A 9923-nucleotide genomic window follows, 5' to 3' on the forward strand; every position below is an offset into this window, starting at 1 on the left:
CATCAAAAAAGAGCAAGTCAGTGCTTACCTACTGTCCCCAGTTTAAATTATAACACGTCAAAAAGTCACAAAAGTCACAACTTTCTGAGCTGGCGATATATCCGCATTTTCACGCATGATTCATTGCCGCCCAGACCTATCGCCATCGCGACTTGCAGGAACGTCTTGCCTTTGAGATATTTCAGCTCAAACATCTCACGGGTCTGCGGGTCGGGAATGGCGGATATGAACGCGCGTACAGCGGCTGTGCGGCGTTCTAAGGCGGCTTTCTCGCGGTGGAGAGCAGTTACCTCGTCGCTCGGCGGCAAGCCGCTGAGGGTCACGCAATGCTTGCTGAATGGCGGGTCGGCGGCGGACTGGACACACACTCTCGTTTCATGCCCTGCCAGCTCAGCGCTTATTCGGTCGAGCCTGCGCTTGTCCGCGCGGTAATTTTGCAGGTCGGTCTTGGTCATTTGCCGTCACCGCCTATCAGCCGCAATTTGCCAACGTGCGAGCACCTGAATATGCAGTTGCCGCAGGGTATCCCGTACTCATCGCACACGAAGTAATACTTCTTCGGCAGGTAGAGATTGCAGTTGTTCTTGAACTGCTCCTCGCCCGTCTTGTGCAGAATACCCCTCAGCGTTTCGCCGAAGATCGTTAGCTCGATGGTCTTGCCGAGATACTTTTCAAGTTCTGAACGTTTCATTTTCCTCGTCCTCCTCAAATTCCTCAAAATCTCCGTCAGTATTCGCCGCGCAGAGCGCCCACATCACCGCCGCTATCGCCGAGATGGTCGTTGTTATCAGTATTGCTGGCATGCTCCCTCGCTCCTTTCTATGTTCTCCAGCGGGGCGTACACCAGGCTGTGACCGCACTTTACGTCCGTCAGCTCCGCTTGATAGTAAAACCCCCGCTCGCCGCGGCGTATCACCGCGCCGCTCAGTATGTACTCCGCACCTGCGATGTGCAGCTTCGGGTCGGTAAGGCGCACCCGCTTTCCCAGCGCCCGCTTTATGTCGCGCTCGGTCACAGCTCGCTCAGCTCCTCTATCCGCACATATATCCCCGCCTTGTCCGCCCAAAACTTCTCGCAGATCTCGCTCGCGACCAGTGCGTCGTCTGCCCAAAAGCCACAGATGGTCATGCAGTCTTTCAGCAGCTTTTGCAAGTTGTCCGTGTCGGGCTTGGTGGTGCGGTATTCGCCGTCCCTGTGCCTGCCTCTCGGGAACAGCCACTTCACCGTCAGGCGAACTCCCTCGCGGTACGGCTCGTCCGGTCGGTGCTTGCAAAGATTTGCCACAAGCTTCTCTTCCGCCGCCTTGACTTCGGGCGGGTCGTAGAATATCGGCTTGCCGTTTCTCACCGTCACCTTGTGCTCCTGCGCCGTGACGGTCGGCGGTATCATCGGCATAAAAAATTCAGTTGATCTCATCTCATCTCTCCTCTCGTCACTTCGTTCGGGTCGCAGCCGTCTTAATATTTCAGAATAGATTTTCGGGCGGCTGTAAGCCCGAAAATATATATTATGTAATATATAATTTTCCTTCCCTCTGAAAAAGTCGGTATTTTTCCCGACATTTTCTTCCCTAGGGAAACACTTTTCTTCTCGATTTTTTCACTGTAAAAGACCGACTTTTTCTTTCCCTAGGAAAATGTAATTTCATCGACTTTTTCTGTTTTCCTTTAACCCACATTCGCCGTCGTCTACCCAAAAGCCGCCGTGCTCCTTTAGCCGCGAACGCACTGTTTTTTCGGTTACGGCAAGGTACTCCGCCAGCTCAGATATACGGCACTTGCCGCTCTCCTGCACGCCGCTGAATGCCGTTTCAATGCTCTCCTTGCGCTCCTTGCTGCGCTCCTTTGGAGTACGCTTTTTCTCGAAATTCTTCTGCCACGAGGGGGCGACTTCGTCTACCGCGAGGTCTGCCAGCACGCCCACGGTATCGGCGCGGTGTACGGGGAAATCGAACCACACGTTGAGCGGGGCGAACTTCGGAAACTCGCGCAGAGTGCCCTCTATACGCCATGCAGTGCGGTTCCTTACGGCAAGCCCCGCTCTCTCTATCTCGCCGCACATCAGGCTGTACGAATCGCTGCGCAGGTATTTGTGCGCGATGTCGAGCATAGCCGTGGGAGTAACGAGGTCGTCGGGCGAAAGCAGCTCGTCGGCGTTGCGGTAAAAACGCCTTATCCAGCTCTCGCAGATACGGCAAGTTGCGGCATCCTGCTGCTGAGCCCTCAGCGGCTCGGTAAGGGTAAGCTCGCTCAGGTCGAGCAGAGCGTCGGGGTCGCGGGCAAATACGCCGCTTCCGCTGGCTCTGTCCATACTGCGCTTGCCGCCCTGCGCGCCCTTGCTGTGGTGGTGGCAGTATATCACCGCGCAGCCCAGCTCGACGCATATCTTATCGAACTGGTTGCAGAAATGCGCCATTTGGTCGGCTGAGTTCTCGTCACCTGTGATGACCTTGTATATCGGGTCGATCACTACGGCGATGTACCCGCGCTTTGCGGCACGGCGTATCAGCTTCGGCGCGAGTTTGTCCATAGGCACACTGTGTCCGCGCAGGTTCCAGATGTCTATACTGCCGAGGTTCGCGGGCGGCAGACCCAGCGCCGTGTACACATCTTTAAAGCGGTGCAGGCAGCTCGCGCGGTCAAGCTCCAGATTGACGTACAGTATCTTTCCTTTGGTGCACCGCCAGCCGAACCACTCGCCGCCCTCGGCTATCGCCACGCAAAGCTCTATCAACGCGTAAGATTTGCCCGCCTTTGAGGGACCCGCTATCAGCATTTTGTGCCCCTGCCGCAGTACGCCGTCTATCAGCGGCGGCGCAAGCTCAGGCAGGTTATCCCACTCGGTGCTGAGGCTTTCGGGGTCTGGCAGGTCGTCGTTGATACTCTCGATGTAGTCGCGCCATTCCTCAAAGCTCTCTTTGCCGAGCGACTTGTCAACGATGAACTGCTTCCTGCCGTTTCGGGTAACGCCCGGCATACGGCTCAGGCGCGAGGGGTTGCGGTTGTTCGGGTCGATGGCAAGGCCGTTCTTCTTGCAAACTTTGTAGAGGTAGTCCACGCGCTTGCGGTACTCCTCGTAATTCGGCGCGTCTATCTTGACTATCGCGTGAAGGCTCTTGCCGCCGCTGTACACCAGCAGGGCTATCGGCAGCTCCAGCTCGCGCATTACGGCGTTCTGCTGCTCTATCGGCATACTGTCGCTCTCCACAAGCGCGTAGCGGAAGTCGGTGACGTTCTCGTTTTTTATGCCTTTGCCGTCCAGCGGGTTGAAACGTATCCAAGCGCCCGCTTCTTCTTTGCAGTCGCCGATGACCGCGCCGATGTCGCCGCCGCAGTTATTGAGCAGGGCTATCAGCTCGCCCGCAGTTCTGTCCCAGCAGCCGCGGGTAGGCAGGTAGCGGCGCTTGCCCTCTTCGTCGCTCTCATACGTTTCCGTAACGTAGCCGACGTTCTCGCCCACCTCAAAGAGCGTGGAGAGGTATGTTACAAGCTCCTGCACGGGCTGCCAGTCGGCAGGCTCGCGGATAGGTATGCCCTCGCAGGCGCACTCACCGCCCTCGTAACTTATCTCGTCGTTCCAGTCGAAAACGCCGTCGGTATCGGCCGTGAGCAAGCCCCTTTCGCGCGCCATCTGCACTATGCTCCCGCCCGTTACGGGGTTGGCGTTTCCCGCGAAGCTTTCCCACTTGCGCTCACACTCGCCCGCGCGGTAGCGGCTGTCGGCGCGCGACCAGTTATCCCAGTCAGCCGCCGAATAGCCCTCTTCTTTCAGCGCCATGCCGACCGCCAGCCACTCCTGATAATCGCAGTCGGCGGGGGGGATCTTGCTTAAAATTTCAAGTATCTCCATTCATATCTCCTTTCTCAGCCGCTCACGCGGGGACGTATTCGGCTGCGCACACGCCGCGCGGCACTCGCCAGCCGTTAGCCGAAATGCGCGCTATCATGCCGCTCGCCTGCTCGAAGCTCCACTTGCCGACGTGCTGAAAGCCGTAGTTTTCCAGCAGGCGTATTTGCTTCGGGGTCGTAAGCCCTGCGGCGCGGCGTTTTTCTAAGCGGTCGAGGATAAGGCTCGCCTTGCCTGCGTTTTCGATGGCGTCGGGCAGTATGCCGAGCTTTTCGAGCCGTTCGCGCTGCTTATCGGTAGCGGGCGCGCACTCCCAGCCGAACGCGGGTACGTATGAGGACAAATCTTCAGCTTGTATCGACATCTCGTACTGCAAGGGGTCTACCAGCTTGCGCTTGCGCGTTTTCATGGCTTTGAGCTGCTTTGCGAGGGCTTCCTCGCGCTGAGCCACCACGTCCTCGCTCGCCTGCTTTTCGGCTTCCTCTATATCCACCGCGCAGCCCGCTTCGTCAGCGAGATTTTCGGTCATTTTCTGCGCTACCTCTTCGTTTTGGCATATCAGATGTGCGGGGCGGCAAAGCTCGTGGCGCTCGGTGTGCCACAAGAAATCGAGCAGGAGAAGCTCCGTCTTGCCCTCGCAGAGCCTTGTGCCGCGCCCCACCATCTGGCAGTACAGACCGCGCACTTTGGTCGGGCGGAGCACCACAACGCAGTCTACCGAGGGGCAGTCCCAGCCCTCTGTAAGCAGCATACTGTTGCAGAGCACGTTGTACTCGCCCTTATCAAAAGCTTCCAGTATCTCTGCCCTTTCCTCGCTCTCGCCGTTTACCTCAGCCGCCATAAAACCGCGCTCATTGAGAATATCGCGAAACTTCTGCGAGGTCTTGACGAGCGGCAGGAAGACCACCGTCTTGCGCTCGGCGCAGTATTTGAGCATTTCGTCAGCTATCTGATACAGATAGGGGTCTAGGGCGGTGTCAATATCGCTTGCCTTAAAGTCGCCCGCCTGCGTCGCCACTCCCGAGATGTCGAGCGTGAGCGGGATAGTCACTGCCTTTATCGGCGAGAGGTAGCCCTCTTTTATCGCCTGCGGCAGGGTGTATTCGTAAGCCAGGCTCTCAAAGACCGAGCCTAGGTCTTTCATATCGCCGCGGTCGGGCGTAGCGGTAACGCCCAGCACCTTAGCCGCAGGAAAGTGCCGAAGCACGTTTTGGTAGCTTTCGGAAATTGCGTGGTGTGCTTCGTCGATGATGATGGTATCGAAGTAATTCGCCGAGAAGCCTTTGAGCCGCTTTTCGCGCATGAGGGTCTGCACCGAGCCGACCGTTACGCGGTAGAACGAGCCTAAGCAGCTTTGCTCAGCTTTCTCGACCGCGCTTTTCAGCCCCGTGGTCTTGTACAGCTTATCCGCCGCCTGCGCGAGCAGCTCGCCCCTGTGCGCGAGGATAAGCACGCGCTTGCCCTGCCGCACGCACTCTTCCGTCACCGCCGAGAAAACTATCGTCTTGCCCGTGCCGGTCGGCAGCACGAGGAGCGTTTTGTCAACGCTCTCCCACTGCTCCAATACCGCCGCTTTTGCCGCTAATTGATATGGACGCAGGTTCATCTGCCGCCACCTCCGAAGCCGCCGAAGCCGCCGTACTGACCGCCGCCAAAGCCGCCGAAGCCTGCGTTATTCGCAAAGCCCTGCGCCGCCTGAGGGGGCTGCTGATAGGTCTGCGCGGGCTGAGGAGTCTGCACATTAGTATACCCATGCTGCTGTGCTGCGGGCTTGACTGTATCAACGTTTTCGTCGTAGGCGTAAAGCCTGCGTATCTTGTTGCTCTTGCCCTCTGTGCCGTCCTTTTTGGTGTAATTATCTATGTAAACGCGGCATTTTCCGTGAGCGCCTGTAAGCGCCGCCCAGTTCATCCGCAGCGGCTCGCCGTGCTTTTTCAAGCCGACGGAAAGAAACAGCTGCGAGAGCTTCCATTCAAACTTCTTGCACAAAAAGTAGTTTTCCGTGATCTCAGTTTTATCCTCAGCTCCCCACACGGTAAAGGTCACCTTAGCCATATTGCAGGGCGGCACCTTTGCCGAACCTGCGTGGCGTGCGCGCTCAAACTTTGCGACCGTGAACTCGTAATCGCCCTCGGGCAGCAGGGTGTATGAATAACCCTCGCCCTCGTCGCTTATCTCGTCGTCCCAGCCAAGTTCTTTTAAATCTTCCATCAATAATTCCTCCTATCTCAGAACGGCACGCCGTTCAAGTCCATTTCCTTTATCATTTTCAGCACCGTTTTCCAGTCGGCAACTAAGCAGCCGCTTATGAAGTCGGGCGGGTAAGCCGCCACGGGCATATCTACCGGGCAGTAGCCCTGCTGCGCCACCACCTCGCGAAGCTCCTCCTCGGTAACGCCGTCGGCTGTCATGAGGTCGCGCAGAGCCTGCGGTATAGCGGGGTCGAGCGGTGCGGGCTGAGCTGTCGGGTCGGGCTGAGGCATAGGCGCTTGCTGAACACTCTGCGCGGCAGGCTCGGGCTGCTGTACTGTCTGCGGCGGCGGGGTCTGCATTGTCTGAACGGTCTGAACGGTCTGAACGGTCTGAACCGTCTGCTGAGCGAAAAGATGCGCTATCTGCGAATAGTCGAAAGGCAGCTCGGACGCTAAATCGTCGCGATTTTTAGCGTCCCAGCAGGGGTGATGGCTGGTGTACATCACTCGTTCTCCGCCCTGCGCCTTGAACTTCTTGCCGTCCTTATCCACGGCTACGGCGTAGGTCTTGTAGTTGGCAAAGAGCACCATATCAGCCCATTCCTTAACTTTTGGCGATATGAGCGAGCCTGTTTTCTGACCCAGCTTCATCTCCCAGCGGTCGTAGCTGCCCAGCTCGTCGGGCTGCTCAAACTTCACTATCTTGGCGTGAGCCGTAAGCACCACGTTTATGCCGCTGTCCACCACGTCCTGCAAGAGGTTCAGAAACTTTGCGAACTCCTCGCACTCATAAACATAGCCCTTGCCGTAGCCGAAGTCCTCTATGCCGTTCTTGCCGTGCGCGGCGCACATGCTTTCTATGCAGAGCTGTTCTGCCCAGTCGATAGTATCTATCACTATTGTTTTGCAAAGGCGCATAGCGGCGGCTTCCTGCACCTCGCCTTTCAGCATCTCCCAGCTTGTCGGCTTGGGCATACGGCGCACGTTCATACGCAGCGTGCTGCCCTCGGTGTCGATAAAGAGCGGCTCGGGAAAGCGCGCCGCGAAGCTAGATTTGCCTATGCCCTCAGGACCGTAGACCACTGTTTTCAGCGCGCTGTTCTGCACGCCCGAAGTTATCTCATATGCCATCAGAATTTACCTCCGTTCCAATTAAAGCCTGTTTTCGTCTGCGGTTCGGGAACGAACGATGTGCCGTCCTCGATAATGATGCTGCATTCGCCGCCGGTAGATACCCTTGTCGCTATTGCCTGCAAGCCCTGCTCTTCCAGCCATTTGCCGAAGTCGGCTAGCGTTTCCGCGTCCATCTGTTCCAGCTTGTCGAGCAGCACAAAGCCGCAGTCAGGGTTGAGCCTGCGCACGATAGAGGTCGCTACTACGAGCTGTTCCGCGCCGCTCATGCCGTCCCACTTGCAGCCCTTATACAGCAGCTCGCCTTCCTCAACTGACAGACCCTCAAGGGGCAGGTCGGCACCTTTGAGCAGGTCGGTCTTTGCCTGCCTTGCGTCCGCTATCTGTTCTGTAAGATGCGAATACTGCGAGCGGTAGTCCTCCGCGTCGATCTCGGCGTGTTCGCGGTCGAGGTTGGCGCGTATCTTCGCGTTCAGCTCGTCTATCTCTGCGATGTTGCGTTCCAGCTCCGCCGTGCTCTCGTCCTCCAAGTCCTGCGCTTCGAGGTTGGCGAGCTTGAAGTTATTTTCGGCAGCTTCAAAGCGCATTTTCGCCTGCTCGTAAGCCGACTTTGCAAGCTCCAGCTGCTGCGCGTAATCTTCCCGCTGGTCGCGCTTGCGCTGGTTCTCGCCGTTGCGCGCGAGTATCTCCTGCTGCTGTTTTATCAGCTCGCCCGCGCTGACGGGTTCGGCGGGCACGCCTGCGTACACGGGCATTTCCTTAGCGTATTTTTCCTTTTGGTCGGCTATCCTGCCTATCGCCGTGCGGCGGTCGTAAAGCTCTTTTTCTGTGCGTTCCAGCTCGCCGAGCTTATCGCCCACGCCGATAATGCGCAGCAGCGTAGCCGCTTTATCCTTAGCCGACTGGTTCATGAAGCGGGGCAGGTCGAGGGCGAACTGCTCGACGAAGCTGTTGAGAAGCTGCTGACCGCCTTTCTTACCGGTGCTGTCGGTGACCTTCAGCGAGCCGTTCTTGCCGCCGCGCTCCACCACGATACCGTTATCGAGCGTTAGCTTTAAGTGCGGCTCGGCGAAAGAGCCTTCGCGCTTCGGCTGCGAGGGTCTGTACTTTTCCCCGCCGAGCGCCCACGCTATGCTGTCTAGCACCGAGGTCTTGCCCTGCCTGTTTCTGCCGCCGATAACGGTCAGCCCGTTTTTTGTAGGCTCAAACTGCACCGCCTTTATGCGCTTTACGTTTTCTATCTCAAGGGTGTTTATTTTTACTGACATTTACTCTTCCCCCTCTTCCTGCGCCGTCATAACTCTGCCGTAGATCTCGCCGAGTAAGAATGTGTCCTGATCTTCCTCGCTCATTTTCTTGTACAGCCTGAGCACTATCTCGGCTATCTCCTCGCAGCATTTCGCGTACATTGCCGACTTTCCGCCGCCCGTACTCATGCTCAGACCGCCGACTTGACAAGCGCGGCTGTTTGTGGTATCATTATCGTTAGTGATAACGGCTTCTGTGTTATCGTTTGCGCTCGTCTCTGTTGCCGCAGGGGCGGGCTCGTTTTTTGTGTTGTTTGCTATGTATTCCGAGAATTTTATGACACAGTTTTTAAATCCTGCTCCTAGTACTATAAATGGGCAGGTTTTGCAATTATTTTTTGTGCAGCAATGTGCTGCCCTTACAATTTCCTCGTCAGTGAATTTCTTATTCATCATCGTTCTCCTTCCACTGGCTTTCAAACTCTTTCATTTCCTCTTCGGTCGGTTCGTCCTCAGGTCTGCCTTGGTCAAAACCGAGTGTACAACCGCTTTCAAAGCTACAATCTGCTAGGTCGGCATAACATTCTACATCATCGCCATAATGGCAGTATCCCCAAATGCAATCCTGACAGAACTTTAAAACTGGGTCGATACAACGTGTAGGTAAATCTTTCATGCCTTACCCTCCTTTCGGCTCGGGTTTTGTTACGCGCTGCTTTATCGGTACGCCGAGCACTCTCTGATTTTCCATGTAATTTCGTATCTCCTTTCGCTTGGGGTTCTCCTGCTGACCCTGCTTGACGGTGTATGTCGGGGTCAGCCCCGCCGTCAGCAGGCAGTCCTCCACCTCGTCCACCGAGAGATCGACCGCATCCGCTATCTGCCGCAGCGACTTGCCCTCGGCATTCAGCAGGCGTATTTTCAGCGCTGTTTTAGTCCGCATGGCTCACACTCCAAACATCGCCCAGCGGCTGAACATCGCCGCCGCGTAGATCACAAATGCTACTCCCGCGCCGCCCAGGAACACCGCCAGCCCGATGAACAGCGTGTCCATCTGCTTGACCTTGCGGTCGCTGCGCAGGCGCTCTATGTGGCGCTTGTACACTTCGTCCTTGCGGGCGCTTTCGGCTCGCAGGTCTGCCATTTCGGCTAGGTCGCGTTGGGTCATTGCTGAGCACCTCCCAGCAGTTTTTCCAGCGAACGCAGCTTTTTCAGCCGCCGCTCGTAATCGTCGATGTCGATACCCCACGCTTCGTAAGCTATCTTCGTGTTGACGGCATACGGCAGCCACGACTTTACGCCGCGCTTTGCCATCTCGGTCTTTGCCATCTTCTTTATCTTTATCGTCTGGCTTTCGCCCGTGCCGAAGAGCTCGGCGACGTCGGCGTTCGTCAATTCGCTCTTGGTGTAGTACAGCCTTACAGCCGTTTCAACGTCCGGTGTTCTCATGTGTCACACCTCCTTCACCGACATTATGTATTCTCCCGCGCGCTTCTCGTCACGCGCT

At 56.8% G+C, this 9923-nt stretch carries 15 protein-coding genes; all 15 read right to left on the reverse strand.

Features of this window, described 5'->3' with window-relative positions:
- Positions 1–74: 74 nt before the first annotated feature.
- The 15 genes from LI114_RS12430 to LI114_RS12495 all read right to left on the reverse strand — a co-directional run bounded on the left by LI114_RS12430 (position 75) and on the right by LI114_RS12495 (position 9865).
- Positions 75–455 carry a hypothetical protein gene (locus LI114_RS12430; protein WP_227220949.1) on the reverse strand — a complete coding sequence of 127 codons (381 nt, stop codon included), beginning with the start codon at positions 453–455 and terminating at the stop codon, positions 75–77.
- Positions 452–691, reverse strand: coding sequence for a hypothetical protein (locus LI114_RS12435; protein WP_227220950.1), 240 nt, complete (start codon positions 689–691; stop codon positions 452–454). Before LI114_RS12435 ends, LI114_RS12430 begins: the two co-directional genes overlap by 4 nt.
- The gene (locus LI114_RS14220; RefSeq protein WP_264468317.1) at positions 672–803 is read right to left on the reverse strand and encodes a hypothetical protein; all 132 of its coding nucleotides are present in this window, start codon (positions 801–803) and stop codon (positions 672–674) included. The genes LI114_RS12435 and LI114_RS14220 overlap by 20 nt, the downstream gene beginning before the upstream one ends.
- Positions 788–1015, reverse strand: coding sequence for a hypothetical protein (locus LI114_RS12440; RefSeq protein WP_227220951.1), 228 nt, complete (start codon positions 1013–1015; stop codon positions 788–790). Before LI114_RS12440 ends, LI114_RS14220 begins: the two co-directional genes overlap by 16 nt.
- On the reverse strand, positions 1012–1416 hold the full coding sequence (locus LI114_RS12445; protein WP_227220952.1) for a RusA family crossover junction endodeoxyribonuclease: 405 nt from the start codon (positions 1414–1416) through the stop codon (positions 1012–1014). The genes LI114_RS12440 and LI114_RS12445 overlap by 4 nt, the downstream gene beginning before the upstream one ends.
- Before the next feature lie 228 nt (positions 1417–1644).
- Positions 1645–3849 carry an AAA family ATPase gene (locus LI114_RS12450; RefSeq protein WP_227220953.1) on the reverse strand — a complete coding sequence of 735 codons (2205 nt, stop codon included), beginning with the start codon at positions 3847–3849 and terminating at the stop codon, positions 1645–1647.
- Between the two features lie 22 nt (positions 3850–3871).
- Positions 3872–5452: a DEAD/DEAH box helicase gene (locus tag LI114_RS12455; RefSeq protein WP_227220954.1), complete on the reverse strand. Its 1581-nt coding sequence runs from the start codon at positions 5450–5452 to the stop codon at positions 3872–3874.
- Complete coding sequence (locus LI114_RS12460) at positions 5449–6057, reverse strand: DUF669 domain-containing protein (RefSeq protein ID WP_227220955.1); 609 nt, start codon at positions 6055–6057, stop codon at positions 5449–5451. Before LI114_RS12460 ends, LI114_RS12455 begins: the two co-directional genes overlap by 4 nt.
- Positions 6058–6074: 17 nt before the next feature.
- Positions 6075–7169 carry an ATP-binding protein gene (locus tag LI114_RS12465; RefSeq protein WP_227220956.1) on the reverse strand — a complete coding sequence of 365 codons (1095 nt, stop codon included), beginning with the start codon at positions 7167–7169 and terminating at the stop codon, positions 6075–6077.
- Positions 7169–8437 (reverse strand): AAA family ATPase, encoded by a 1269-nt coding sequence (locus tag LI114_RS12470; protein WP_227220957.1) that lies wholly within the window; start codon positions 8435–8437, stop codon positions 7169–7171. The genes LI114_RS12465 and LI114_RS12470 overlap by 1 nt, the downstream gene beginning before the upstream one ends.
- A complete protein-coding gene (locus LI114_RS12475) occupies positions 8438–8872 on the reverse strand; it encodes a hypothetical protein (RefSeq protein WP_227220958.1) in 435 nt (144 codons plus the stop codon).
- On the reverse strand, positions 8862–9092 hold the full coding sequence (locus tag LI114_RS12480) for a hypothetical protein (RefSeq protein WP_227220959.1): 231 nt from the start codon (positions 9090–9092) through the stop codon (positions 8862–8864). Before LI114_RS12480 ends, LI114_RS12475 begins: the two co-directional genes overlap by 11 nt.
- A gap of 3 nt (positions 9093–9095) precedes the next feature.
- The gene (locus LI114_RS12485) at positions 9096–9359 is read right to left on the reverse strand and encodes a hypothetical protein (RefSeq protein WP_227220960.1); all 264 of its coding nucleotides are present in this window, start codon (positions 9357–9359) and stop codon (positions 9096–9098) included.
- 3 nt (positions 9360–9362) lie between these two features.
- Positions 9363–9584 carry a hypothetical protein gene (locus LI114_RS12490; protein WP_227220961.1) on the reverse strand — a complete coding sequence of 74 codons (222 nt, stop codon included), beginning with the start codon at positions 9582–9584 and terminating at the stop codon, positions 9363–9365.
- On the reverse strand, positions 9581–9865 hold the full coding sequence (locus tag LI114_RS12495; protein WP_022127206.1) for a hypothetical protein: 285 nt from the start codon (positions 9863–9865) through the stop codon (positions 9581–9583). Before LI114_RS12495 ends, LI114_RS12490 begins: the two co-directional genes overlap by 4 nt.
- Positions 9866–9923 lie beyond the last annotated feature (58 nt).

Source organism: Ruminococcus sp. 210702-SL.1.03 (assembly GCF_020559915.1).
Classification (GTDB): Bacteria; Bacillota; Clostridia; order Oscillospirales; family Ruminococcaceae; genus YE71.

Excerpts from the sequence above, each read along its gene's own strand:
- LI114_RS12495 (WP_022127206.1), bottom strand. The coding sequence starts at position 9,865 with ATGAGAACACCGGACGTTGAAACGGCTGTAAGGCTGTACTACACCAAG.
- LI114_RS12430 (WP_227220949.1), bottom strand. The coding sequence starts at position 455 with ATGACCAAGACCGACCTGCAAAATTACCGCGCGGACAAGCGCAGGCTC.
- LI114_RS12450 (WP_227220953.1), bottom strand. The coding sequence starts at position 3,849 with ATGGAGATACTTGAAATTTTAAGCAAGATCCCCCCCGCCGACTGCGAT.
- LI114_RS12435 (WP_227220950.1), bottom strand. The coding sequence starts at position 691 with ATGAAACGTTCAGAACTTGAAAAGTATCTCGGCAAGACCATCGAGCTA.
- LI114_RS12480 (WP_227220959.1), bottom strand. The coding sequence starts at position 9,092 with ATGAAAGATTTACCTACACGTTGTATCGACCCAGTTTTAAAGTTCTGT.
- LI114_RS14220 (WP_264468317.1), bottom strand. The coding sequence starts at position 803 with ATGCCAGCAATACTGATAACAACGACCATCTCGGCGATAGCGGCGGTG.
- LI114_RS12455 (WP_227220954.1), bottom strand. The coding sequence starts at position 5,452 with ATGAACCTGCGTCCATATCAATTAGCGGCAAAAGCGGCGGTATTGGAG.
- LI114_RS12445 (WP_227220952.1), bottom strand. The coding sequence starts at position 1,416 with ATGAGATCAACTGAATTTTTTATGCCGATGATACCGCCGACCGTCACG.
- LI114_RS12460 (WP_227220955.1), bottom strand. The coding sequence starts at position 6,057 with ATGGAAGATTTAAAAGAACTTGGCTGGGACGACGAGATAAGCGACGAG.
- LI114_RS12475 (WP_227220958.1), bottom strand. The coding sequence starts at position 8,872 with ATGATGAATAAGAAATTCACTGACGAGGAAATTGTAAGGGCAGCACAT.
- LI114_RS12465 (WP_227220956.1), bottom strand. The coding sequence starts at position 7,169 with ATGGCATATGAGATAACTTCGGGCGTGCAGAACAGCGCGCTGAAAACA.
- LI114_RS12485 (WP_227220960.1), bottom strand. The coding sequence starts at position 9,359 with ATGCGGACTAAAACAGCGCTGAAAATACGCCTGCTGAATGCCGAGGGC.
- LI114_RS12470 (WP_227220957.1), bottom strand. The coding sequence starts at position 8,437 with ATGTCAGTAAAAATAAACACCCTTGAGATAGAAAACGTAAAGCGCATA.
- LI114_RS12490 (WP_227220961.1), bottom strand. The coding sequence starts at position 9,584 with ATGACCCAACGCGACCTAGCCGAAATGGCAGACCTGCGAGCCGAAAGC.